Below are 23,960 nucleotides of genomic sequence, written 5' to 3' on the forward strand. Positions count from 1 at the left end.
CAATGAACCTCAGCCTGAGCGACATCGCGCCACCTTTGCGCTGGACCTCTCCCGGCCAGGTAGCGCCGATCGCAACCGATCCACGCCTCCCAGAGGCGTGGTGGCAGGCGCTTCCGCTCGACAGGGCCTGCTCCACCATCGGGACGTCCGAGGTCGCCGGACGCCTGACCGACCTCGCCCTGGCGTGCTGGGGTCACCTGATGCTCGGTGACGTCCTCCCGCTGCTCAGGTTCGCCGACCCCGCCTCGAGCGTACGCACGCCCGAAGGGCTCGGTCGCGAGACGGTGCACAAGCTGTTCACCGGGGTGCTGGAGCGGCTGCTCGAACCGGTCACCGAGGAGAGCGTCGCCCGGACCCGCCCCGCGAGGCCCGACCGGCCGCTGCCCGAGCTGATCGACGAGGTCTTCGCCACGCTGGACGAGCGGCAGCGGGCCATCGCCAGGGACCGGCTCTACGCCTCCCAGCGGGCCACCCTCGACGACCTGGCCCAGCGCTTCTCCGTCACCAGGGAGCGCATCCGGCAGATCGAGCGTGACCTGCGCGACCATGTCGAGGCCTGGCTCGCCACGGATGACGCGGCCCCGCTGACCGGCCACGTGTCCTGGCTGCGGGGCCGGCTGGGCTCCGCCGTGCCCGCCGACGACCTGGCCGCGGCGGTGCCCTGGCACCGCACCGACCTGGCCACGCTGGGCATCCCCTCCTGGCGGTTCGTGAGGACGCTGCTGAGCGGCTACGAGCAGGTGGACGGCTGGCTGGTCGCGGGCGGTGCGGACGAGCTCAGGGAGAAGACCAGGCAGCTGTTCACGGACGGGCCGCGCCCGCTGGACGAGGCCGTCACGCTGGTCAGCCAGCTCGGCATCCGCGAGGACGTGGCCGAGCGCTGGCTCATCGCGGTGCCCCAGCTGCGGGTGCTGGAGAACCACGTGGTGCCCTGGCCGCGCAGCGTCAACGACAAGGCCGAGGCCGTGCTCGCGGTGGCGGGCAACCCGCTGACGCCCGAGGAGATCCAGGAACGCATCGGCGAGGACTACAGCCTCGTCGGCATCCGCAACCAGCTCACCGCCGACGACCGGTTCCTGCGGGTCGACCGGAACAAGTACGGGCTGTCGCGCTGGGGCGGCGAGCAGTATCTGGGCATCCGGGAAATGATCGTCAGGGAGATCGAACGCGCCAACGGCGAGGCGTCCGTCAACACGATCGTCACCAACCTCACCGGGCGCTACGACGTGAGCGAGAGTTCGGTCCGCGCGTACGCCGGCGGCCCCGGCTTCGAGCGCACGCAGCGCGGGTGGATCCGGGTGGCCGGAGCCGAGCAGGCCGACTACCAGCCGCGCCGCGACGTCTCGGAGACCCGGCGCTGCTTCCGCAGCCGCGACGGGCGCTGGTGGCACCGGGTGGATGTCAACGCCGAGCACCTGCGCGGCTCCGGCTCCCCGCTGCCGACCGGCTTCGCCGCGCACCTGGGCATGGCCCCCGGCGGCCAGCTGACCGCCTCCACCCCCTCGGGCGACGTGGTGATCAGCTGGCACAACCAGCCGACCATGGGCTCCATCCGCCCCGTCCTGATCGCCACCAACGCCTCCGAGGGTGACCACGTCTTCCTGACCGTCTCCGACGGCGGCGAGTTGCTGACCCGCTACCTGCCCGCCGCCTCACCGGCGCTGCCCGCCCTGAACCGGGCGCTGCACCTGATCGGCTACACGGCGCCGGTGGCCTCGGAGGCCGAGGGCGTCCGGCTGATCGGCGCCCGCATCGGCCTCTCGGACGGCTGCACCCGCGAGGAGGTGATCGCCCGCCTGCGCGACCGGGGAGACCGCGAGATCCTCGCCTTCCTGGAAGGAAGTGTCTGATTGCGCTCGCTCCGCTCGCGCGGGCTCGGCCGAGTCGGCTCCCATCGCGCGTGTGTGGAGCCCGTCCGGTGTGGCGTCGGGGTTGATTGCGTAGGCTCGGCCTATGTTGCGCCTGTATGACACGCGGAATCGCCAGGTCGAGCGGATCGTTCCCGAGGGGAGCCGCTCGCTGCGGATGTACACCTGCGGACCGACCGTCTACAGGTCGGCCCACGTGGGCAATCTCCGGTCGTACCTGCTGTCCGACCTGATCAGGCGGGTCAGCGAGCGGCAGCGGGTCCGGGTGGTGGTCTGCCGCAACATCACGGACGTCGGTCACCTGGTCGACGACGCCGAGATCGACCCCTCCGGCGAGGACAAGGTGCTCGCCCAGGCGAGGGCCGAGGGGCGCAGCGCCCTGGAGATCTCGCGGTTCTACGAGGACGCCTTCCTCGCCGACACGGCCGCGCTGAACATCCGGCCGCCCGAGCACTCGCCCCGGGCCAGCGAGACGATCGACCTGATGATCGAGATGATCGCCAAACTGATCGAGAAGGGGCACGCGTACGCGGTGCCCGACGGGTCGGTCTTCTTCGACGCGGCCTCCTTCCCGACGTACGGTGAGCTCTCCGGCAACCGGCTCGACCGGCTGAGGCCGGGCCACCGGGTCGAGGGCGTCGATCCGCGCAAGCGCTTCCACGCCGACTGGGCGCTGTGGAAGCCCTCGGACCGGGAGCTGACCTGGGAGACAGCGTGGGGCCGGGGCTTCCCCGGCTGGCACATCGAGTGCTCGGCCATGTCGCTGCGCTTCCTCGGCGAGCGCATCGACGTGCACACCGGCGGGATCGACCTGCGTTTCCCGCACCACGAGGACGAGCGCGCCCAGTCCGACGCCACCGCCGGACACGAGGTGGTGCGGCACTGGGTCCACGGCGAGCACCTGCTCTTCGACGGGCGCAAGATGTCGAAGTCCACCGGCAACGTGGTGCTGCTCAAGGACGTGGCGGACGCGGGCCTGGACCCGCTGGCCGTGCGACTGGCGCTGCTTGAGCACCGCCACCGCCAGCAGATGAACCTCACCTGGGACACCCTGCGGGCCGCCGACAGGACCCTGCGGCGCTGGCGAAGCCAGGTGGCCGAGTGGTCGGAGTCGCCGAGCAGCCCGATGCCCGCCGATCGGGTCTCCCGGATCGAGGCGGCCTTCGACGACGACCTCGACACCCCGCTGGCGCTCCGGCTGCTGCGCGAGCTGGAGCGCGACGGCTCGGTCGCCCCCGGCTCCCGCTTCGAGGCGTTCCTGCACCTCGACCAGATCCTCGCCCTGGACCTCTCCCTCGACATCGGCAGGTCGAGGAGCCTGCCCGGGGGTGCCGCGGAGCTTGTCGAGCAACGCGCCCGAGCCCGCGACGCCCAGGACTGGGCCACCTCCGACCGCCTCCGCGACGAGTTGGCCGCCCTCGGCGTGAAGGTCGTCGACACCCCGGACGGCCAGACCTGGTCCTGACATCCCCCCTGACCGGCCCTCGGCGCGGTCCGTGTCGGAAACCCGGTCCCTGACACGGCCACGGAGCGGCCCGCGCCGGGAACAGCCCCTGACACGACCCACCACAGAGCTGTCTCATAGGTGTTGAATTATCGGGTGACAAACATCGCGCCCACCGGGACTCAGTACACCATCGCGGCCGACGGTTTCCAGGCGGTCATCACCGAGGTCGGGGCCGGCCTGCGGAGCCTCACCCTGGACGGCCGGCCGCTCGTCGTCGACTTCCCCGAGGACCTGTCCCCGATCGGCGGCGCGGGGTTGCCGCTGCTCCCCTGGCCGAACAGGATCGAGGACGGCCGCTACACGTTCGACGGCGAGGAGCGGCGGCTCGCGCTGAGCGAGCCGCAGACCGGCAACGCGATCCACGGCTTCTCCCGGTCGTTCCCCTGGCGTGTCCTCTCCCACGACGACGCCTCGATCCGGCTGGGGCTGCGGCTCTTCCCCCAGCTCGGCTATCCGCACATCCTGGATCTGTCCATCCGGTACGCGCTGGGCGCGTCCGGCCTGGAGGTCGAGGTGGCCGCGGAGAACGTCGGCACCACCGACGCGCCGTACGGCTTCGGGGCCCATCCCTACCTGACGCTCGGCACCCTCGACGACGCGCTTCTGGAACTTCCCGCGAGCCAGTGGCTCGCGGTGGACGACCGGAAGATCCCCACCGGCCGCCAGGACGTCAAGGAGACCGAGTACGACTTCAGGACCGCCCGCCCGATCGGCCGGACGGTGCTCGACACCGCGTTCACCGACCTGGAGCGCGGCGCCGACGGGCTGGTACGGGTGCGGCTGAGCGACGCGGACGGGACCCGCGGGGTCCAGCTGTGGGCGGGTGAGGGGATCGAGTGGCTCCAGCTCTACACCGGTGACACCCTCCCCGAGGAGCACCGCCGCCAGGGGCTGGCGGTGGAGCCGATGAGCTGCCCGCCGAACGCCTTCCGCACCGGTGAGGACGTCATCCGGCTCGCTCCCGGAGACCGCGCCGTCCACCACTGGGGAATCGGCCCGATCTGACCTGCCGCCAGGACCCGGACCGCCTCCTCCCCCGGTCGCTCCCGGTCCTGGCCGCGGGGCGGCACTCCGGGCCGGGACTCCTCAGCGACCGGGAACGGCACGTCAGGAGAGCTCGACGGGGCTGACGAGGATGCCGTCCTCGTCGCTGTAGAGCCAGGCGCCGGGGGTGAAGACGACCTCGCCGAAGGTGACGGGGACGTCGAGCTCGCCGGTGCCCTCCTTGGCGCTCTTGGCCGGGTTCGATCCGAGGGCCTTGATGCCCAGGTCCAGGCCGGCGAGGGCGGCGGTGTCGCGGACGGCGCCGTTGATGACCACGCCTGACCAGCCGGAGGAGACGGCCGAGGCGGCGATGAGGTCGCCCATCAGCGCGGTGCGCAGCGAGCCCGCACCGTCCACCACCAGCACGCGGCCCGCACCGGGGGTGGCCAGCACCCGCTTGACGAGGGCGTTGTCCTCCAGACAGCGGACCGTCGCGATCGGGCCCGCGAATCGGGGGCGCAGGCCGTAGGAGCGGAACTGGGTCAGGCAGCTCGCGACCGCGGCGCCGTGGGCGTCGACCAGATCGGCCGTGGAAAGTGTCATACCCGCATCTTCGCTAATGATCACAATGCCGGGACCTCTGGGGTGGTGCCACACTTGCTGGAGCATGTCGCCTAGGAGGTTTTTGTGAGGTTCCGCCCGTACGCCTGGATGCCCCGTCCGTTCAAGTGGCTGGCACGCGTACTTTCCGTCCTCGTGGTGCTCGGTCTGCTGTTCGCCGGGGCCGGCGTGTGGAGTGTACGGGCGTCCTTCCCTCAGCTCGAAGGCGAGCTCAAGGTACGCGGCCTCACCGGGAAAGTCACCGTATATCGCGATAAAACGGGTATCCCGCATATCTACGCGGACTCCCCCGACGACCTGTTCCTCGCCCAGGGCTACGTGCACGCGCAGGACCGCTTCTTCGAGATGGACTTCCGCCGCCACGTGACCGCCGGCCGGCTGTCGGAGATGTTCGGCTCGGCGACGCTGACCGAGGACAAGGTCATCCGGACCATGGGCTGGCGAAAGGTGGCGGAGAAGGAGCTGCCCCTGCTCGGCGAGCAGACCCGGCGCTACCTGGACGTCTACGCCGACGGGGTGAACGCCTGGATGGAGCAGAACGACGGCTTCGCCGCCCGGAGCCTGGAGTACGTGCTGCTGCGGGCGACCAGCCCCGGCTACAGCCCCGAGCCGTGGACCCCGGTCGACTCGCTGGCCTGGCTCAAGGCCATGGCCTGGGACCTGCGCTCCAACCTGACCGACGAGATCGGCCGGGCCCTCGCGGCGAGCAAGCTGCCCCGCGGGCGGGTGGAGCAGCTCTGGCCCTCCTACCCCTACGACACCCACCAGCCGATCGTCACCCAGGGCTCGGTCGGCGAACGCGGGTTCGACCAGGACGAGGAGCCGAAGAAGAGCGTCACGGAGCCGCCGGGGACACCGGCCACCGGGGCGCTGATCCGGGCGGCGGCGGCCATCCGCGCGGTGCCGAGCCTGATGGGCGACCCGGCGGGCGGCAGCGGCATCGGCTCGAACTCGTGGGTGGTCGGCGGCAAGCACACCAAGTCGGGCAAACCCCTGCTCTCCAACGACCCCCACCTGTCCGCGGGCATGCCCTCGGTCTGGTACCAGACCGGGCTGCACTGCCGCGCCAAGGGTCCCGAGTGCCCGTTCGACCTCACCGGGTTCAGCTTCTCCGGCGTGCCCGGCGTGATCATCGGCCACAACGACAGGATCTCCTGGGGCTTCACCAACCTCGGCCCGGACGTCGCCGACCTCTACCTGGAGCGGATCAAGGATGATTCGTACCTGTTCATGGGCGACTGGAAGCCGCTGACCACCAGGACTGAGACGATCAAGGTGGCCGGAGGCGCCGACGTACAGCTCAAGGTGCGCGACACCATGCACGGGCCGATCATCTCCGACGTCCTGCAGAGCACGAAGGACACGCTGCCCGGCATGGACGCGGTCTTCGAGGAGAAGGCCGACGCGGTCGCGCTCAAGTGGACGGCCCTGGAGCCGGGCAGGACCGCTGACGCGATCTTCGAGCTGAACACCGCGCAGGACTGGCAGCAGTTCCGGGCGGCGGCGAGCAAGTTCGAGGTGCCCGCACAGAACCTGATCTACGCCGACACCGCGGGCAACATCGGGTACCAGGCCCCCGGGCGGATCCCGGTGCGGAGCCGCGGCGACGGCACCTGGCCGGTGCCGGGCTGGACCGGCGAGTACGCCTGGCAGTCGACGATCCCCTTCAACGAGCTGCCCAGCCTCTACAACCCGCCGGAGGGCTACATCGTGACCGCCAACAACGCGGTCATCGACCCCACCCGCTACCCGTACAACCTCACCAAGGACTGGGCGTACGGATACCGCTCCCAGCGCATCCTGGACCGCCTCCGCGACGCGGTGAAGGGCGACAAGGTGGACGTGGCGGCGATGAGCGCGCTGCAACAGGACACCGACAACGGCTTCGCCGACCTCCTGGTGCCCAGGCTGCTGGACGTCAAGATCGCCGGGCCCACCGAGGACGCTCGCGAGCTGCTGCGGAAGTGGGACCGCTCGCAGGGTGCGGACTCGGCCCCCGCGATGTACTTCAACGCCGTCTGGCGGCACCTGCTCATCGAGACCTTCAACGACGACCTGCCCGAGGGAGCCTGGCCCGGCGGCGGCGACCGCTGGTTCGAGGTCGTCCGGGTCATGCTCGACAAGCCGAACGACGCGTTCTGGGACGACAGCGGCACCCCGCGTACCGAGACCCGGGACGACATGCTGCGACGGGCGATGGCCCTGGCCTACGACGAGCTGAACGCCCGGCTCGGCCCGGACGTCAAGGACTGGCGCTGGGGAGACCTGCACTCGCTGAAGCTCGTCCACCAGACCTTCGGAACCTCGGGGATCGGCCCGATCGAGTGGCTGTTCAACCGGGGCCCGTTCCCGGTGGCCGGCAGCGACGACGCGGTCAACGCCGCCGGCTGGGACGTCCAGTCCGACTACACGGTGGGCTGGCTGCCGTCCATGCGGATGGTGGTCGACCTGGGGAACCTGGACGAATCCCAGTGGATCAACCTGACCGGTGCCTCCGGCCACGCGTTCCACGACAACTACTGGGACCAGGCGCCGCTCTGGGCGAGCGGGAAGACCATCCCCATGCTCGCCCGCGAGGAGTCCGTCAAGAAGGCGGCCACCAACGTCCTGACGCTCAGCCCCTGATGATCCGAGGCGGGCGCCGGGAGGCGCCCGCCCACCGGGACGCCGAGTCGCAGGTGGTCAGGTGGTCAGCACGCGGGACTCGCCGACGGCGAGGTCCCACAGGTCGGCGCGGTCCCGCCCGGCCTCCGCCCAGGCCGCTCTGGCCTCCTCCACCGGCGCGAGGAGCGACTCTCCCGACAGTACGAACGTGCCCCAGTGCATGGTCGCCATCCGGCGCGCCCCGACGTCCTGGCAGGCCCGTACGGCCTGCGCGGGGTCGACGTGCGCGGCCTTCATGAACCAGCGGGGCTCGAACGCGCCCACCGGCATCAGGGCCAGGTCGATGCCGCCCGGGTAGCGCGCCCCGATCTGGGCGAAGCGCTCGCCGTAACCGGTGTCCCCGGCGAAGTAGATCGTCTGGTCGTCGGAGGCGATCACCCAGCCGCCCCAGAGGGTCCTGCAGGTGTCCCAGACCGTGCGGCGGCTCCAGTGGTGGGCGGGTACGAAGTCGAAGCGGACACCGCCCACCCAGCCGCTCTCCCACCAGTCGAGCTCGATGACGTGGCGAAACCCGCGTCTGGTGAACCAGGACCTGAGCCCGGCCGGGACGAGGACCGGCGTGCTCCGCGGCAGCCGCCGCACGGTCGGCGCGTCCAGGTGGTCGTAGTGGTTGTGGCTGATCACCACGGCGTCGATCCGGGGCAGGTCCGCCCACGCGACGCCGGGCGGGGTCAGGCGGGGCCGGGTGCCGGGGATCTTCCTGGCCCAGACCGGGTCGGTGAGGATGGTCAGCCCGCCGATCTGCACCACGTACGTCGCGTGGCCCACCCAGGTGAGGACCGCGTCGGTCCCCGTCGGGCGGGGAAGCCCGTCCCGGTGGACCGGGATGCGGTCCGCGTCCCCGACCCCTGGGCGGAGCCTGCCGTGCCACATGATCGCCAGCAGTTCCTGGAAGGTCGGGACCGGCGAGGTCAGCCGGTCCCTGAAGCCGCCCGGCCACGACCGCCGGGGCGCGGGTGCCGGGCGGCCCGGCGGACGCGCCGGTCGTGGCTCCGGTCGTGGCTCCGGTCGTACGGGCGGCTCCGGCCGGGTGGGGGCTTCCGGGAGCGTGGCGGAGCCGGCCGCCGCCTCGGCCACGGCCATTCGTTTGGGGGCCCGGCCCAGCTGTCTCAGCGCGCGCGCCGGCCGCGTGGCGAACCGGGCCGACCACCCGGAACGGCGGGGCGGCTCTTCGACAGGGCCTGTGAGTTCTGTGGCGGCGGCTTCGGGGTGGGACGTCTGCGACATGGGCGGTCCCCTTCTGTCATCGTCAGCTCACCCCCTGTTGATCCCCCCACAGAGAGATCCATTCCCTTTTAAGAGGATTTAGTACGAAACCACCACGGGGATCTGCGGGCGTAGTTGCCGTCCTCCAGGTTCGCCAGCCGCTCGAAGAGGTTCCACGAGGCGTGGTCGCCGCAGATCAGCATGGAGACCGCCACCGCCACGACGTAGAGCGGGAGCATCGGCAGGCCCACGCAGAACATGTACTGGGAGGCGTGCCGGTCCTCGTGCCTGAGCAGGGCTCCGGTGAGGAAGCCCTCCTCGTGCTTGGTCAGCACCACGTTGCCCACGGTGAACGCCGAGGCGATCGGGAACCGGAAGCGGTAGCCGTACGCCAGGATCAGCCCGTCGGGCCCGGCGGCCACCCTGGCCCGCCCGAGGCGCGCCAGTAGCAGCCCCAGGGGCGTGGACAGGTTGATGTGGTTAACAGTCCGCCGTACCCGATGTAACCGCCGCATACCGGGATTGTGCGTCATCCGGACGGCTCGCGGTAGCGGCCTCCACCACGCGAAATCCGGGCAGAACCCGGCCGGGCGAGCCTCAGCTGCCGGGCGGGACCTGAGGGCCCGGCGGGGGCTGCGGGCCCGGCGGCCCCTGACCGGGTGGGGCCTGCGGGCCCGGCGGGGCGGGTGAGGGCTGCGGGCGAGGACCGTACCCGTGCTGGGTGAGCAGCCACGAGCCGCCCTCCGCGGCCGGTGGCGCGAGCATGACCCCCACCGCGACCGCCGCGAGGCCCCCGTAGAGGTAGACGTAGCCGGACAGGTCGTTGGCGATGACCAGGTCGCCCTCCGGCCGTCCGCTGATCCAGATCATGGTGATCAGCGCCCAGCCCATCGCGAACGACAGGGCCGCCGCCTTGCCACGGGTCATCCGGCCCGCTCCGTAGGTGATCGCGAACAGCAGGGCGACGCAGACGAGGGCGGAGACCGGGACGGGCCTGATGTACCAGGAGTGCTCGAACCCACCGAGGACGCCCATCAGCAGCCCGAGCATGACGAGCACCGCGTTGACCGCCACGGTGACAACCGTCTCCGAGGGTTCGCGTGTCGCGGGGACCTGCTCCATCACAAACATCGAGGCTAACCGATCCCGGCGAAGAGGTCGTCCTCGCGGCCATAAGGCTCGCCGAGACCTCCCACCTCGATCGGCGCTCCCGGCCCCGCGGGACCCCGCGCGCCGGAGCGGAGAATGAAGTGCTCGATCCCGAGCAACTCCTGGCCGACGTCGTTGGACAGGGCGAACCAGGGCGGGCTCACGCTGATCTGGGTGGCGTGCGCCCGCATCGCGTCGATCTTCCGTTCGAGGTGGGCGCGGGCGTCGATCTCGGTGGTGACGTCATCGTCCGCGCAGCCGAACGGCAGGTCGGCGACCGGCTCGACCAGGAAGGGGACGCCGTTCTCACGCATCGCCTCCTCGCCCCTGATCATCACCGACCTGGGCATGGCGGTGTGGTAGAACTTCGAGACGCGCCACAGGTCGCCCTCGCCGAACGCCGGGTCCGCCGCCAGCTCGAAGGCCCGCCAGGTGACCCGGTGGGCCTGGATGTGGTCGGGATGGCCGTAGAAGCCGTTCTCGTCGTAGGTGACGAGCACCTGGGGCCGCACCTCGCGGATGATCCTGACGAGCTCGCCCGCCGCCTCGTCCAGATCGGCCTGCCAGAAGGCGTTCGCGGCGTGGTTGGAGACGACGCCCATCATGCCGGAGTCGCGCCAGCGGCCCCGGCCGCCCAGGAACCGGTGGTCGGTGACGCCGAGCGCGGCGCAGGCCGCGGCGAGCTCGGAGACGCGGTGCTCTCCCAGGGTGTCGTCGCGATCGGCGGTCAGGTGGGCCAGTTCAGGCGGGATGACCTCGCCCTCCTCCCCCAGGGTGCAGGTCACCAGCGTGACGTGCGCGCCCTGGGCCGCGTACCTGGCCATGGTGGCCCCGCTGCCGATCGTCTCGTCGTCCGGATGGGCATGCACGAGCATCAGGCGCCGGTCAGTCATAGGTTCGAGGGTATCGATGCCAGGGATCGCCCAGAACCTCCGAATTCACCACTTCTGGAAAACAGGACAGCCGATGCGGAACTGGCAAGATGGCTCGTATGAGTGAGAGCTTTCCTCGCCTGCACGCCAGAACCCGCCGATTCACCCTCGGAGTGCCCCGCGGTTTCACGATCGCTCCGGGCGGTGATCGCGTCGTCTTCCTACGGACCAGAGGCGGCTCCGACCCGGTGACCTGCCTGTGGGAGTACGACGTCCTCAGCGGCGCGGAACGGCTCGTCGTCGACCCGCGCGCGCTGGCCGCGGACGACGAGAACCTGCCCCCCGAGGAGCGGGCGCGCCGTGAGCGGAGCAGGGAGCAGGCCGGCGGCATCGTCGGATACAGCACCGACGCCACGGTGACCACCGCCGCGTTCGCGCTCTCCGGTGGCCTCTACGTCGTCGACCTGAAGACCGGGTACATAAGGAACCTGAAGACCCCCGGACCGGTGATCGACCCTCGGATGTCCCCCACCGGAGAACACGTCGGCTACGTGACCGGCGGCGCCTTCCACATCCAGGACCTGGCGGACGAGGTCGACCACGCGCTGGCCCGCCCCGAGGCCCCGGAGGTGACCTACGGCCTGGCCGAGTTCATCGCCTCCGAGGAGATGGACCGCATGCGGGGCTACTGGTGGTCCCCGTCGGGGGACGCGATCCTGGTCGAGCGGGCCGACGAGTCGCCGGTCCAGCGGTGGCACATCTCCGACCCGGCCAACCCGGCCCGGCCCGCCGCCGAGCAGCGCTATCCCTCCGCGGGAACCGCCAACGCCGGGGTCGAACTCTTCGTGCTGACCCTCACCGGGGCCCGCGTCCCCGTGCCCTTCGACGACGAGTACCTGGTCAACGCCGCCTGGGACGCCCACGGCCTGTCGATCGTCACCATGACGCGCGACCAGCGGACCATGCGGCTGCTCGCCGTCGACCCGGCCACCGGCACCTCCACCCTGGTGCGCGAGGACACCGACCCCGCCTGGGTCGACGTCGTCACCGGCGTGCCCGGCCACCTGGCCGACGGCAGCCTGGTCTGGGCCGCCACCTCCGAGGGCGGCCACCGCCTGATCGTCGGCGACGACCCCGTCACGCCGCCCACCCTCCAGGTCCGCGAGATCCTCGACATCGACGGCGAGACCGTGCTCTTCCGGGCGAGCGGGGAACCCACCGAGATCGCGGTATGGGCGTACCGAAGGGGTCAGATCACACTCGTCAGCCCGACCGAGGGCGGCGTCTACAGCGGCCACACCGCGGGCGGCACCCTCGTGATCACCGGTCAGACCCTCGAAAGCGAGGGCTCCGTCACCCGCGTCCTGCACAACGGCACGCCCCGCGGCCACATCACCTCGTACGCCGAGCGCCCCGGCCTGGACCTGCGGGTCTCCCTGATCAGGGCGGGCGAGCGCGACCTGGCCACCGCGGTGCTGCTGCCCTCCGGTCACGTGCCGGGCTCTGCGAGACTGCCGGTCCTCATGGACCCGTACGGCGGACCGCACGCCCAGCGCGTCCTGGCCGCGGCCGGGGCGCACCTGACCAGCCAGTGGTTCGCCGACCAGGGTTTCGCGGTGGTCGTGGCCGACGGCCGCGGCACCCCGGGGCGGGGCCCCGAGTTCGAGCGGGCCGTCCTGCACGACCTGGCCACCCCGGTCCTGGAGGACCAGATCGACGCCCTGCACGGCGCCGCCGCGCGGTTCCCCGACGACCTGGACCTGACGCGGGTCGGCATCCGTGGCTGGTCCTTCGGCGGCTACCTGGCCGCCCTGGCCGTGCTCCGCCGCCCCGACGTGTTCCACGCGGCCGTCGCGGGAGCCCCGGTGACCGACTGGCGCCTGTACGACACCTGCTACACCGAGCGCTACCTCGGCCGGCCCGACGAGGGGCACTACGACTCCTCGTCCCTGTTCGCCGACGCCGAGAAGCTGGACCGCCCCCTCCTGCTGATCCACGGCCTGGCCGACGACAACGTGGTCGCCGCCCACACCCTCCGCCTCTCCTCGGCTCTGCTGGCCGCCGGTCGCCCGCACAACGTGCTGCCGCTGTCCGGGGTCACCCACATGACCCCGCAGGAGGTCGTGGCGGAGAACCTGCTCCTGCTCCAGGTCGACTTCCTCAAGAAGGCCCTGGTCTGAGCCGGGGCCATTCCCGTCAGAGGGTATGACGCCGTGCCGGTGCGGCACAGAACCGCTCACCTGCACGGCGTCCACCATCGGGCGCGCGGCTGAATTCCTCCGGTCGCCACGTTCTGGAACAAGTACGACTCGACCGGCCAGCTACCCCCAACAGTCCCACCGAGGATATATAGGCGAGTCCCCAGGGCAACGTAGGCAATCCAGCCCGCCATGCCCCCGATCGGCCCACCGTGCCCGCCGGGAAACGGCCAAGAATACGCCGTCATTCTCCCGGGCCGATCCATGGATTGGCGATGAAAATCCGGCACGCCGCCAAACGCTCGTCATCGCGGGATTTGGGACGCGTATGGCTTTTCCCCGTTCGGTACTTTTTTCCCATTCGCCGGTGGCCACCCGTCCCCCATCCCGGATTCGCCGCCATTCCGGGGTTCACCGGTGCCTCGATTTACCCTGGAGAAGTTTCAGCGCTCGTCGTGACGGCCTTCCTCGGTCGGCCACGCCGAAAATTGATCGAGCTGGACGGATCCAGAAAGAAGGCGTTCCCAGGTGCGCGCGAATTCAGAGAAGGTACTTGTCGTCGGAGCCGGTGTGAGCGGGTTGACGACCGCGCTGTGTCTGGCCAGGGAGGGATTCCGGGTCACCGTCATCGCGGACAGGTTCGCACCCGACATCGTCTCGGTCGTCGCGGGCGCGCTGTGGGAGTGGCCGCCCGCGGTCTGCGGTTACCACCACGACCAGGTCTCGCTCGCCCGCTCCAAGAGCTGGTGCGTCACCTCGTACCGGATATTCGAGGAGCTGGCCCGGTCCGGAGTTCCCGGGGTGGCCATGCGGAGGTCCAACTTCTATTTCAAGCACCCCGTCGAGGAGAATCCCCACGATCTCCACAAGATGCGGGAGCTCGCGGGGAAGGTGCGCGGCTTCGTCCGCGACCGATCGCTCGCCGAGCGGAACGGCATCAGCCCCGGCTACGGCGTGGTTGACGCCTACTCCCACCTGGCGCCCATGATCGACACAGACCGGTACATGCTGTGGCTGATGCGGCAGGTCAAAACGCACGGGGTGCGGGTCAGACGGCATCGGATCGAGGGGACGCTGACCGAGAGGAAGGCCGAGCTCCTCGACCGGTTCGACGCCGAGGTGATCGTCTGCTGCGCGGGGCTCGGCACCGCCGAGCTCCGCGGTGTCAGCATGTATCCACTCCGCGGTGCGCTGGTGCGGGTCCGCAACGACGGGATCGACGAGGCCCACTGCGTCTCCCACGACGAGGCGAACAACGGCGAGCAGGACATCGTCTTCATCGTGCCGCGCAGTCCGCGGATCCTTGTTCTCGGCGGGCTGGCGGAAAAGGACGAGTGGGACACCGGAATCAACCTGGAGAACCACGCTCCGGTGCGGGACATGTACGAGCGCTGCCTGGCCTTCATGCCTGCGCTGCGAGGTTTCGAGCTGGATCCCGATGAGCCGGTACGGGCCGGACTGCGGCCGTTCCGGAAGGAAAACGTCTGCCTCGAATGGGACGAGGAAGGGCGGATCATCTACAACTTCGCACACGGCGGGGCCGGATTCAGCTTTTCCTGGGGCTGCGCCCAGGAGGCCGTCGGCCTGGTGCGCGCGGCCGTGGAGGACCGCACGTACTCCTACTCCTGCTGAGCATTCTCTTTTCTTCCCGGAGTCGACGCGAGACGGCATGAACACGGTGAGGTGGCCCGGTGCCTCCATCACCGCATATCACCCTGCCCGGTCGCGACGACAGACCAAAAAGGCTCACTGAAATGCAGAGAATCGTCAAGTGCCTCCTGATCGCGAACACGGCCCTCGCGCTCACCTCGTGCCTGCCGTTCGGCATCGCGAACACCGGCGTCGCGTCACCGAGACGCTCCGAACCCGCCGTCGCCGATGACCACCCACCCCGTTCCGAGCACACCTCACTGTCGCGTTTTCCCGTCCTTCGCCCCGGTGACCGGGGACCCCAGGTCCAGGAGGTCAAAAAACGTCTCGACCGGCTGGGGTTCAACCCGGGATCTCCCGGCCAGGAGTACAGCCCCGCGCTACGCGCGGCCGTATGGGCCTTCCAGAAGGCCAACGGACTGCCCGCCGTCGACGAGATCGACCCGCCGACCTGGAAGGCCCTCTCCCACCCCGCGCGTCTCAGACCGCTGGTGCCCTGGGGAGAGCCCACCAGGGTGGAGATCGACCTGCGTCGCCAGCTGCTCACCGCCTGGCGGGACGGCAAGCCGGCCCTGGTCACCCATATCTCGACCGGTAACGACAAGCACTACTGCAAGAACGGCCACTGCGGGGTCGCCGTCACGCCCGTCGGAGACTTCCGCTCCTGGTGGCGGACCACCGGATGGACCCACGGACCACTGGGCGACCAGTTCTACACCATCTACTTCAACGGGGCCATCGGCTTCCACGGCTCGGAGAGGGTCCCGCTGCACCCCGCGTCCCACGGCTGCATCCGGGTCCCGCTGCACAACGCCAAGCCCCTGTTCGACATGATCCCGACCGGAACGCCGGTCCACGTCCGCCGCCCGGCCCCTCCTGAGCCTCCGAAACAGGACGCGGCCCGGCCGAAGGCCCTCCGAGACTGACCCTCGCGGCGCGGCCGGGACGGCCCTCGGCACTCGTCAGTTGGAGGTGCCGTGCCAGCTGCGCCACAGGGCCGCGTAGGAGCCTCCCGCGGCGACCAGTTCCTCGTGGGAGCCGAGCTCGCTGATGCGGCCGTCCTCCACGACCGCGACGCGGTCGGCGTCGTGGGCCGTGTAGAGGCGGTGGGCGATGGCGATCACCGTACGGCCGTCGAGGACGGCGGCCAGCGAGCGTTCCAGGCGGCGGGCCGCGCGGGGGTCGATCAGCGAGGTGGCCTCATCGAGGACCAGGGTGTGCGGATCGGCCAGCACCAGCCGGGCCAGGGCCAGTTGCTGGGCCTGGGCGGGGGGAACGTGCTCGCCGCCGGAGCCGACCGCCGTGTCGAGCCCCTCGGGCAGGGCCTCGACCCAGTCCCAGGCGTCCACGGCCTCCAGCACCTCGCGGACCCGCGCGTCGTCGGCGTCGGGCCTGGCGATCAGCACGTTGTCGCGCACCGTGCCCCGGAAGACGTGGTGCTCCTGGGTCACCAGGGCGACCTGGCCGCGCAGGTCGTTCAGGGATAGCTCGACCAGGGGGACGCCGCCCACGGTCACCGAGCCGGTGCGGGGGCCGTGGATGCCGGCGAACAGGCGGCCCAGCGTGGACTTGCCCGCCCCCGACGGGCCGACCATGGCCAGCCGCTCGCCCGGCTCGACCAGCAGGTCGATGCCGTGCAGCACGTCGTGGCCCTCGCGGTAGGCGTAGCGGACGTCGTCGGCCGCCAGCGCACTGCCCTCGGGAGCGGCGGAGGTGGCCTCGCGGTCGTCGGGCACCTCGGCGACGCCGAGCAGCCGGGCCATGGAGGCGCCGCCGACCTGGAGCTCGTCGATCCACATCAGCAGCCGGTCGAGCGGGTCGATGAGCTGCTGGACGTAGAGCGTGGCCGCGGTGACCTGGGCCAGCGAGACCCAGCCCTGGACGTAGAACAGACCGCCGATGACCAGCGTCGCCACGATCGGGATCACGTAGCCGAGCTCGACCGAGGGAAACCAGACGGTGCGCAGCCCCAGCGTGTAGCGCTCGGCCGCCCACGATCGGGCGATGTCGGTGTCGGTGCGACGGTGCCGCCGCTCCTGCAGGCCCAGGGCCTCCACCGCGCGGGCGCCGCCGACCGTCTCGGCCAGCCCGTCGGTCATGTCGGCGTACGCGGCGCTCTCGCGCAGGTAACCGTCCCTGGCCCGGTTGAGATACCAGCGGGTGGAGATCCACAGGATGGGGACGGCCAGCAGCGAGGGCAGCGCGAGCAGCGGCCCGACCAGTACCAGCGCGCCGACGGTGATCAGGCAGGTGACCAGCGCGATCATCGTCTCGGGCACGGCGTGCCGTACGGTGCGCGACAGCGAGTCGACGTCACGCGAGGTCCGCGAGATCAGGTCGCCGGATCCGGCCCGCTCGACGACGGACAGCGGCAGGCCGAGCACCCGCCCGACGAACTCCTCGCGCAGTTCGGCGAGAACCTTCTCACCGAGCCTGGCCGAGGCGTAGACGGCGAACCTGACCAGCACCGCCTGGGCGACCAGGAAGCCGCCGATGGCCAGCGACACCGCGGTGACGTCGATCCCGGTGCCGTCCTGGACGCCCTGGACGAGGCCGCCGAGCAGCCACGGCACCGCCAGGCCGGCGACGGCGGCCAGGCCGTGCAGGCCCAGCGCCACAATGAGCCCTCCGGGATATTTCAGGGTGAGCCTGCGGGCGTACGCCCGAACCTGCGCGGTGTCGGCGACGGGCAGGATCTGCCTGCTCATGACTCCTCACCCCGGGTCACGACGGCGGTGTAGCCCGGGTGGGTGGCCAGCAGCTCCCGATGCGTGCCCTCGGCGCGCACGACGCCTCCCTCGACGTAGATGACGTGGTCGGTGCGGTCGAGCACCAGCGGGCTGGTCGTGCAGACCAGCGTGGTCTTGCCCGCGCGGGCCTTGGCCAGCCGGTCGGCGATGCGGGCCTCGCTGTGCGCGTCGACCGCGCTGGTGGGCTCGATGAGGATGAGCACCTCCGGGTCGAGGGTCAGCGCCCTGGCGAGCCTGAGCCGCTGCTGCTGGCCGCCGGAGAACTCCCGGCCGGCCTCGGCGACGCGCCCCTCCAGACCACCGGGCAGCGCCTCGACGATGTCGACGGCGCACGCGGCCTGCAACGCCCGGGTGATCTCCTCGTCGGAGGCGCGGCCGGTGACGTCCAGTTCGTCCCTGAGCACCCCGGCGAACAGCTGGGCCTCGTTGTCGGCGACGAGGACGCGGCGGCGGACCTCGGAGATCGGCAGGGCGTCGAGCGCCACGTCGCCGAAGTCGACGTCGCCGTCGCTGTAGCGGCCGAGCCGGTCGGCGATGGTCACGGCCTCCTCGGGGACGGCCGCCGCGATGGCGGTGAGCATGCCGGGGCGCACCGCGACCCCGGAGGTCACGTCGCGCAGCAGGCCACCCTCCGAGCGGCCGGTGCCGCCCTCCACCTCGGGCTTCAGCGCCAGGATGCGCACCACCCTGCGGGCGGCGACGTGCCCCTTGGTCAGCTTGTCGGCCGCCTCGGTGAGGGTGCGCACCGGGGCGATCAGGAAGACCGCGTAGCCGTAGAAGGCGACGAGCTGGCCGGCGGTGATCTCGCCGCGCATCGCGAAGGTCGCGCCGAGCCAGGTCACCCCGGCGATCAGCAATCCGGGCAGCAGGACCTGCGCGCCCTCCAGCATCGACTCGACGGAGGCCACCCGCACACCGGCGTGGCGCACTCGCTGCGACTCGGCGCCGTAGCGGTCGGCGAAGACCCGCTCACCGCCGATGCCGCGGAGCACCCGCAGGCCCGTGACGATGTCGGCGGCGCGGGTGGCGAGGTCGCCCTGCAGGTCGCGGTGGTCGTTCTGGCGGCGGTGCAGCGGCTTGAGCAGGGGCGCGACGGCGACCGCCACGAGGGGCAGGCCGACCAGCACCATCAGTCCCAGTTGCGGCGAGGCGTCGATCAGGATGACGGTCACGACGGCGATGGCGACGACGGCGCCGCTGCCGCGGAGCAGGATGTCCATCGCGTTACCGATGTGGGCGATGTCGGAGTTGCCGACGCTGACCACCTCGCCGGTGGACATGCGTTTGGGCAGGGTCGCGCCCAGCCGGGTCGACTGCCTGACGGTGACCTGGACGGTCCGGTAGGCGGCACTCAGCCAGTTGTAGACGGCCATCCGGTGCCGCAGGACGCCCATGACGGCCTGGGTGATTCCCAGGGCGAACACCACGGCACCCCAGGTGACCAGGGCCGGCAGGTCCTTGGCCGTGATCGCGTCGATGCCGTTGCCCATCGCGGCGGGTACGAGCGCCATCGCCAGCCACCACAGGATGGCGTAGCCGATGCCGAGGAGCAGTGGGCCTCGCTGCATGCGGGCCACCCACAACAGGTAACGGATCGGGCTGCGGGCATCGGGAAGGCCGGGGTCGGCGGCTGGTAAGGAGCGCATCTCACAACAAGGGTCACAAACTCCGACCTGGCCCGGCAAACGATTTTCGGCCTCCCCGGCGTGTCGCCGTCAATCAGAGTTGACAAATGGACCTCGTCAACCTAAATTGACAGGCATGAGTGATACGGCGCAGCTGGCATCCGACGCCGGTAGCCGCGATCCGGCCGTCGGCCTGCGGGCCGTACGGGCACTGCGGACGCTGGTCGACCGGCTGGAGGCCCTCCAGGTGGAGAACGCCAGGGACCAGGGCTGGTCCTGGCAGGAGATCGCGCACTGTCTGGAAGTGAGCCGGCAGGCGGTGCACAAGAAGTACGCGGGCGGCAGAGGGCTGCTGAGACGGAGGGACTGACCATGTTCGAAAGGTTCACCGACAATGCCCGGCAGGTGACGGTCCTCGCCCAGGAGGAGGCGCGGCGCCTGCGGCACGGCCACATCGGCACCGAGCACCTGCTGCTCGGCCTGCTACGCCAGGGCGACAGCGTCGGCGCCCAGGTGCTGACCGGCCTGGGCCTCACCCACGAGCGGGCCGACGAGGCGGTCGGCCGCACTCCCCGTGCCGGCGAGCTCGACGCGGAGGCCCTGGAGACCATCGGCATCGACCTCGACGCGATCCGGGAGAAGGTCGAGGCCGCCTTCGGGCCCGGCGCCCTGGATCGCCCCCGCGACCGCAAGGCACCCCGGGGCCACGTTCCCTTCACCCCCGGCGCCAAGAAGACCCTGGAGCTGTCACTGCGGGAGGCCCTGCGGCTGAAGGACAAACGCATCGGCACCGAGCACATCCTGCTCGGCCTGGTCCGCGCGGGCACGGGGCCCGGGATGCGGGTCATCACCCAGGCGGGCCTCACCGCCGACGACGTCCGCCACGAGATCGCCCGCCACCTCGGCCGGCCGGACCGGCACTGATCCGAAGGAACCGGCCGGAGTCCTCGGGCGGTCGAATCCCCGGTGTCGTCGCCCGGCATCGGAACCGTCACCCCCCTGAGCGCGTCAGGAGGCGGCAGAACGCGCTCTCGGCCGAACGGTCATCAGCCCATCACCGGCCGGATGGATCACGCCGGGACGGCGCGAGCCGTACATCACTCCGGATGTACGGCTCGGTGAACCCGGGAAGGCCCGGACGATCGATCGGGACATCCGGCCCCGGGGGACGGGACCGGATGCCCGGCGACCACTTGGTCTACTTGGCGGCCCGCAGGTAGTCGTGGTTCATCTGGGCGATGGTGTCCAGCGGGATGCCCTTGGGGCAGACCGCCGTGCACTCACCGGTGTTGGTGCAGCCACCGAAGCCCTCGGCGTCCATCTGCTCGACCATCGCGACGGCACGGGAGTCGCGCTCGGGCTGGCCCTGCGGCAGCAGGCTCAGGTGGGTGATCTTGGCCGCGGTGAAGAGCGAGGCCGAGCCGTTCGGGCAGGCGGCGACACAGGCGCCGCAGCCGATGCAGGTGGCCGCGTCGAACGCCGCGTCGGCGTCGACCTTCTTCACCGGGACGCTGTGCGCGTCGGGGGCCGAACCGGCCGGGACGGAGATGAAGCCACCCGCCTGGATGATCCGGTCGAACGCCGAGCGGTCCACGACCAGGTCCTTCACCACCGGGAAGGGCGCGGCGCGCCACGGCTCGATGGTGATGACCGCGTTGTCCTCGAAGTGACGCATGTGCAGCTGACAGGTGGTGGTGGCCACCTGCTCACCGTGCGCGACGCCGTTGATGACCATGCCGCACATGCCGCAGATGCCCTCGCGGCAGTCGTGGTCGAAGGCGATCGGGTCGTCGCCCTCCAGGATGAGCCGCTCGTTGAGGACGTCGAGCATCTCCAGGAAGGACATGTCCGGTGACACGTCCTCGACCCGGTAGTTGACCATCCGGCCCTCGTCCTTGGGGCCCTTCTGACGCCAGACCTTGAGAGTGAGGTTCATACTCATGGTTCGCTTACCTCTCCTCATTCGCCGCGCGGACTGCGTCGGATGCGCTCACTTGTAGCTCCGCTGGCTCATCTTGACGTACTCGTAGTCGAGGTCTTCCTTGTGCAGGATCGGGCCCTGCTCGCCGTACTCCCAGGCCGCGACATAGGAGAAGTTCTCGTCGTCGCGCAGGGCCTCGCCGTCGGCGTCCTGCGACTCGGCGCGGAAGTGGCCGCCGCACGACTCGGTGCGGTGCAGCGCGTCGATGCACATCAGCTCGGCCAGGTCGAAGAAGTCCCCGACCCGTCCGGCCCGTTCCAGTGCCTGGTTCAGCTCGTCGGCCTCGCCGGACACCTTCACGTTCCGCCAGAACTCCTCGCGCAGCTCGGGGATCCGCTCCAGCGCCTTGCGGAGCGACTCCTCGGTGCGCTCCATGCCGCAGTACTCCCACATGATCTTGCCGAGTTCACGGTGGTAGGAGTCCGCGGTGCGGTTGCCGTTGTTCGTCAGCAGCTTGTCGATCTTCTGGCGCACCTCGGCCTCGGCCTCGGCCACGTCGTCCTCGTCGACCTCACCGTAGGGGCCGTTCGCGAGGTAGTCGCCGATCGTGGTCGGCAGCACGAAGTAGCCGTCGGACAGGCCCTGCATCAGCGCGGACGCGCCGAGACGGTTGGCGCCGTGGTCGGAGAAGTTGGCCTCGCCGATCACGAACAGGCCGGGGATCGTGGACTGCAGGTCGTAGTCCACCCACAGGCCGCCCATCGTGTAGTGGACGGCGGGGTAGATGCGCATCGGCTGGGCGTACGGGTCCTCGCCGGTGATGCGCTCGTACATCTCGAAGAGGTTGCCGTACTTCTTCTCCACCGCGTCGCGGCCCAGACGGCGGATCGCGTCGGCGAAGTCGAGGTAGACGCCCAGGCCGCCGGGGCCGACACCGCGGCCCTCGTCGCAGACGTTCTTGGCCGCGCGGGAGGCGATGTCACGCGGGACCAGGTTGCCGAACGCCGGGTAGATCCGCTCCAGGTAGTAGTCGCGCTCCTCCTCGGGGATCGCCGAGGCCGGACGGGCGTCGCCCGCCTTCAGCGGCACCCACACGCGGCCGTCGTTGCGCAGCGACTCCGACATCAGGGTCAGCTTCGACTGGTGGTCGCCACTGACCGGGATGCAGGTCGGGTGGATCTGGGTGTAGCAGGGGTTGGCGAACATCGCGCCACGCCGGTGTGCCCGCCAGATCGCCGTGGTGTTGCAGCCCTTGGCGTTCGTCGACAGGAAGAACACGTTGCCGTACCCGCCGCTGGCCAGCACCACCGCGTCGGCGACGTGCCGCTCGATCTCGCCGGTGACCATGTCACGGACGATGACGCCGCGTGCCCGGCCGTCGGAGACGATCAGGTCGAGCATCTCGTGCCGGGTGTGCATCTTGACGGTGCCGGCCGCGATCTGGCGCTCCAGCGCCTGGTACGCGCCGAGCAGGAGCTGCTGACCCGTCTGGCCTCGGGCGTAGAAGGTACGGGAGACCTGCGCGCCGCCGAAGGAGCGGGTGTCGAGCAGACCGCCGTACTCGCGGGCGAACGGCACGCCCTGGGCCACGGCCTGGTCGATGATGTTCACACTGACCTGGGCGAGCCGGTAGACGTTGGACTCGCGGGCGCGGAAGTCACCGCCCTTGACCGTGTCGTAGAAGAGCCGGTAGATCGAGTCGCCGTCGCCGCGGTAGTTCTTGGCCGCGTTGATACCGCCCTGTGCCGCGATGGAGTGCGCGCGGCGGGGCGTGTCCTGGTAGCAGAACGAGGTGACGTTGTAGCCGAGCTCGCCGAGGGTCGCGGCGGCCGAGCCGCCCGCCAGCCCGGTGCCCACGACGATGACGTGGAGCTTGCGCTTGTTGGCCGGGTTGACCAGCTTCGCGGAGAACTTGCGCTTCTCCCAGCGGTCCTCGATCGGGCCGTCGGGGGCCTTGGTGTCACGGATCGGCTCACCTTCGGTGTACCCCGTGCTCATCGCGGTCCTCACCCCTTGTTCTCCGTGCGGAAGACCCGCCGGGTTCGAGCTCTTGCTCACTTGATCACTCCGATCGCGACCGCCACCGGGACCGCGAGGAAGCCGATGACCAGCAGCGCCGACAGGCCCGCGGCGACGGCCTTCAGCGGGCGGTAGCTGCGGCTGCTCGCCAGGCCGAGCGTCTGGAAGGCGCTCCACAGGCCGTGGCGCAGGTGCAGGCCGACCATGACGAGGGCGAGCACGTAGAACAGGGTGACCCACCAGCGCGACGGCGCGAAGCCCTCGACCAGGCGGTCGTAGGGGGTGGCGCCGCCACCGGCCGGGTTGACCGCGCCGAACGTCAGGTCCAGCAGGTGGTAGATCACGAACAGCACGATGACGACGCCGCCGTAGCGCATGGTGTGGACCGCGTAGCCGTTCGCCCTGGACTTGCGCCTGGCCGCGTACTTGACCGGGCGGGCCTTGCTCGCCCGCCGGGCCAGGGAGATCGCCGACCACATGTGCAGGGCGACCGCGACGACCATCACGACCTCGACGACGGTCAGCAGGACCCGGTGCGGGAAGATCGGCTCGCCCATGGTCCGCAGGAAGGCCGCGTAGGAGTTGAACGACTCGGCACCGGCGAAGCTCTTGAGGTTTCCGGCCATGTGGCCGACGAGGAAGAGCACCATCACGGCGCCCGTGATGGCCATCACGGCCTTCTTGCCGTTGGAGGAGCCCAGGAAGCCGCCTTTTCGCCCGGGCTTCGCGGTCTTCGCGGTGTCCGCGGGGGGTTTCACAGACGCGGTGGCGGATCCGCGCTCAATCGTGGCAGTCACCTATGTGACGCTAGGTAAGGGGATTTATCCAAGTCCAAGTCATCGCGGATGTGGTTTCCATAGCCTGCGGCTATTACCTCTGCGTCCCCGCTGCTTCCAGTGTCGCGTCTCGCCGCGTGGTGCGAGCAA

At 70.5% G+C, this 23,960-nt stretch carries 19 protein-coding genes; 9 read left to right on the plus strand and 10 right to left on the minus strand.

The genetic code is table 11. The features are described from left to right. Positions 1–2: 2 nt before the first annotated feature. The 3 genes from ABT130_RS15140 to ABT130_RS15150 all read left to right on the plus strand — a co-directional run bounded on the left by ABT130_RS15140 (position 3) and on the right by ABT130_RS15150 (position 4,380). A complete protein-coding gene (locus ABT130_RS15140) occupies positions 3–1,850 on the plus strand; it encodes a sigma factor-like helix-turn-helix DNA-binding protein (RefSeq protein ID WP_350955931.1) in 1,848 nt (615 codons plus the stop codon). A 103-nt stretch (positions 1,851–1,953) separates the two neighbouring features. Next, positions 1,954–3,333, plus strand: coding sequence for a cysteine--tRNA ligase (cysS, locus tag ABT130_RS15145; RefSeq protein WP_350955932.1), 1,380 nt, complete (start codon positions 1,954–1,956; stop codon positions 3,331–3,333). Between the two features lie 135 nt (positions 3,334–3,468). Continuing rightward, a complete protein-coding gene (locus ABT130_RS15150; RefSeq protein ID WP_350955933.1) occupies positions 3,469–4,380 on the plus strand; it encodes an aldose 1-epimerase family protein in 912 nt (303 codons plus the stop codon). 102 nt (positions 4,381–4,482) lie between these two features. Here the strand turns inward: ABT130_RS15150 and rraA are convergent, their stop codons facing one another. Further along, a complete protein-coding gene (rraA, locus tag ABT130_RS15155; protein ID WP_350955934.1) occupies positions 4,483–4,962 on the minus strand; it encodes a ribonuclease E activity regulator RraA in 480 nt (159 codons plus the stop codon). 108 nt (positions 4,963–5,070) lie between these two features. On the opposite strand from rraA, the gene ABT130_RS15160 reads away from it, so the two are divergent. Further along, a complete protein-coding gene (locus ABT130_RS15160; RefSeq protein WP_350955981.1) occupies positions 5,071–7,605 on the plus strand; it encodes a penicillin acylase family protein in 2,535 nt (844 codons plus the stop codon). 57 nt (positions 7,606–7,662) lie between these two features. Here the strand turns inward: ABT130_RS15160 and ABT130_RS15165 are convergent, their stop codons facing one another. The 4 genes from ABT130_RS15165 to mshB all read right to left on the minus strand — a co-directional run bounded on the left by ABT130_RS15165 (position 7,663) and on the right by mshB (position 10,892). After that, positions 7,663–8,871: an MBL fold metallo-hydrolase gene (locus tag ABT130_RS15165; protein WP_350955936.1), complete on the minus strand. Its 1,209-nt coding sequence runs from the start codon at positions 8,869–8,871 to the stop codon at positions 7,663–7,665. 68 nt (positions 8,872–8,939) lie between these two features. After that, the gene (locus tag ABT130_RS15170) at positions 8,940–9,365 is read right to left on the minus strand and encodes a hypothetical protein (protein WP_350921711.1); all 426 of its coding nucleotides are present in this window, start codon (positions 9,363–9,365) and stop codon (positions 8,940–8,942) included. Between the two features lie 82 nt (positions 9,366–9,447). After that, entirely contained in the window at positions 9,448–9,972 is a 525-nt protein-coding gene (locus ABT130_RS15175) for a DUF6113 family protein (RefSeq protein ID WP_350955938.1), read from the minus strand. A 14-nt stretch (positions 9,973–9,986) separates the two neighbouring features. Further along, complete coding sequence (mshB, locus tag ABT130_RS15180) at positions 9,987–10,892, minus strand: N-acetyl-1-D-myo-inositol-2-amino-2-deoxy-alpha-D-glucopyranoside deacetylase (RefSeq protein WP_350955940.1); 906 nt, start codon at positions 10,890–10,892, stop codon at positions 9,987–9,989. Positions 10,893–10,990: 98 nt separating this feature from the next. Between mshB and ABT130_RS15185 the strand changes: the two genes are divergently transcribed. The 3 genes from ABT130_RS15185 to ABT130_RS15195 all read left to right on the plus strand — a co-directional run bounded on the left by ABT130_RS15185 (position 10,991) and on the right by ABT130_RS15195 (position 15,645). Continuing rightward, positions 10,991–13,051 (plus strand): S9 family peptidase, encoded by a 2,061-nt coding sequence (locus ABT130_RS15185; RefSeq protein ID WP_350955942.1) that lies wholly within the window; start codon positions 10,991–10,993, stop codon positions 13,049–13,051. Between the two features lie 546 nt (positions 13,052–13,597). After that, on the plus strand, positions 13,598–14,701 hold the full coding sequence (locus tag ABT130_RS15190) for an FAD-dependent oxidoreductase (protein WP_350921702.1): 1,104 nt from the start codon (positions 13,598–13,600) through the stop codon (positions 14,699–14,701). 122 nt (positions 14,702–14,823) lie between these two features. Next, a complete protein-coding gene (locus ABT130_RS15195; RefSeq protein ID WP_350955944.1) occupies positions 14,824–15,645 on the plus strand; it encodes a L,D-transpeptidase family protein in 822 nt (273 codons plus the stop codon). Positions 15,646–15,681: 36 nt separating this feature from the next. Here the strand turns inward: ABT130_RS15195 and ABT130_RS15200 are convergent, their stop codons facing one another. After that, on the minus strand, positions 15,682–17,427 hold the full coding sequence (locus ABT130_RS15200) for an ABC transporter ATP-binding protein (protein WP_350955946.1): 1,746 nt from the start codon (positions 17,425–17,427) through the stop codon (positions 15,682–15,684). Beyond that, entirely contained in the window at positions 17,424–19,115 is a 1,692-nt protein-coding gene (locus ABT130_RS15205) for an ABC transporter ATP-binding protein (RefSeq protein WP_350955948.1), read from the minus strand. Before ABT130_RS15205 ends, ABT130_RS15200 begins: the two co-directional genes overlap by 4 nt. A 115-nt stretch (positions 19,116–19,230) precedes the next feature. Between ABT130_RS15205 and ABT130_RS15210 the strand changes: the two genes are divergently transcribed. Both ABT130_RS15210 and ABT130_RS15215 read left to right on the plus strand, forming a co-directional pair. After that, entirely contained in the window at positions 19,231–19,464 is a 234-nt protein-coding gene (locus ABT130_RS15210) for an RNA polymerase subunit sigma-70 (protein ID WP_350921694.1), read from the plus strand. A gap of 2 nt (positions 19,465–19,466) precedes the next feature. After that, entirely contained in the window at positions 19,467–20,018 is a 552-nt protein-coding gene (locus tag ABT130_RS15215; protein ID WP_350921692.1) for a Clp protease N-terminal domain-containing protein, read from the plus strand. A gap of 274 nt (positions 20,019–20,292) precedes the next feature. Here the strand turns inward: ABT130_RS15215 and ABT130_RS15220 are convergent, their stop codons facing one another. Genes ABT130_RS15220 through ABT130_RS15230 form a run of 3 tightly spaced genes read right to left on the minus strand, consistent with a single transcriptional unit; the run spans position 20,293 to position 23,831 of the window. Continuing rightward, entirely contained in the window at positions 20,293–21,030 is a 738-nt protein-coding gene (locus ABT130_RS15220; protein ID WP_343976320.1) for a succinate dehydrogenase/fumarate reductase iron-sulfur subunit, read from the minus strand. Between the two features lie 54 nt (positions 21,031–21,084). Next, positions 21,085–23,013 (minus strand): fumarate reductase/succinate dehydrogenase flavoprotein subunit, encoded by a 1,929-nt coding sequence (locus tag ABT130_RS15225; RefSeq protein WP_350921690.1) that lies wholly within the window; start codon positions 23,011–23,013, stop codon positions 21,085–21,087. A 56-nt stretch (positions 23,014–23,069) separates the two neighbouring features. Beyond that, on the minus strand, positions 23,070–23,831 hold the full coding sequence (locus tag ABT130_RS15230) for a succinate dehydrogenase cytochrome b subunit (RefSeq protein ID WP_350955950.1): 762 nt from the start codon (positions 23,829–23,831) through the stop codon (positions 23,070–23,072). Between the last annotated feature and the right edge of the window lie 129 nt (positions 23,832–23,960).

The organism is Streptosporangium sp. NPDC001681, from assembly GCF_040298085.1.
Lineage (GTDB): Bacteria > Actinomycetota > Actinomycetes > Streptosporangiales > Streptosporangiaceae > Streptosporangium.

Coding starts and splice junctions, on each gene's coding strand:
- ABT130_RS15140 (WP_350955931.1), top strand. CDS start 3: ATGAACCTCAGCCTGAGCGACATCGCGCCACCTTTGCGCTGGACCTCT.
- cysS (WP_350955932.1), top strand. CDS start 1,954: ATGTTGCGCCTGTATGACACGCGGAATCGCCAGGTCGAGCGGATCGTT.
- rraA (WP_350955934.1), bottom strand. CDS start 4,962: ATGACACTTTCCACGGCCGATCTGGTCGACGCCCACGGCGCCGCGGTC.
- ABT130_RS15160 (WP_350955981.1), top strand. CDS start 5,071: ATGCCCCGTCCGTTCAAGTGGCTGGCACGCGTACTTTCCGTCCTCGTG.
- ABT130_RS15165 (WP_350955936.1), bottom strand. CDS start 8,871: ATGTCGCAGACGTCCCACCCCGAAGCCGCCGCCACAGAACTCACAGGC.
- ABT130_RS15170 (WP_350921711.1), bottom strand. CDS start 9,365: ATGCGGCGGTTACATCGGGTACGGCGGACTGTTAACCACATCAACCTG.
- ABT130_RS15175 (WP_350955938.1), bottom strand. CDS start 9,972: ATGGAGCAGGTCCCCGCGACACGCGAACCCTCGGAGACGGTTGTCACC.
- mshB (WP_350955940.1), bottom strand. CDS start 10,892: ATGACTGACCGGCGCCTGATGCTCGTGCATGCCCATCCGGACGACGAG.
- ABT130_RS15185 (WP_350955942.1), top strand. CDS start 10,991: ATGAGTGAGAGCTTTCCTCGCCTGCACGCCAGAACCCGCCGATTCACC.
- ABT130_RS15195 (WP_350955944.1), top strand. CDS start 14,824: ATGCAGAGAATCGTCAAGTGCCTCCTGATCGCGAACACGGCCCTCGCG.
- ABT130_RS15200 (WP_350955946.1), bottom strand. CDS start 17,427: ATGAGCAGGCAGATCCTGCCCGTCGCCGACACCGCGCAGGTTCGGGCG.
- ABT130_RS15205 (WP_350955948.1), bottom strand. CDS start 19,115: ATGCGCTCCTTACCAGCCGCCGACCCCGGCCTTCCCGATGCCCGCAGC.
- ABT130_RS15210 (WP_350921694.1), top strand. CDS start 19,231: ATGAGTGATACGGCGCAGCTGGCATCCGACGCCGGTAGCCGCGATCCG.
- ABT130_RS15215 (WP_350921692.1), top strand. CDS start 19,467: ATGTTCGAAAGGTTCACCGACAATGCCCGGCAGGTGACGGTCCTCGCC.
- ABT130_RS15220 (WP_343976320.1), bottom strand. CDS start 21,030: ATGAACCTCACTCTCAAGGTCTGGCGTCAGAAGGGCCCCAAGGACGAG.
- ABT130_RS15225 (WP_350921690.1), bottom strand. CDS start 23,013: ATGAGCACGGGGTACACCGAAGGTGAGCCGATCCGTGACACCAAGGCC.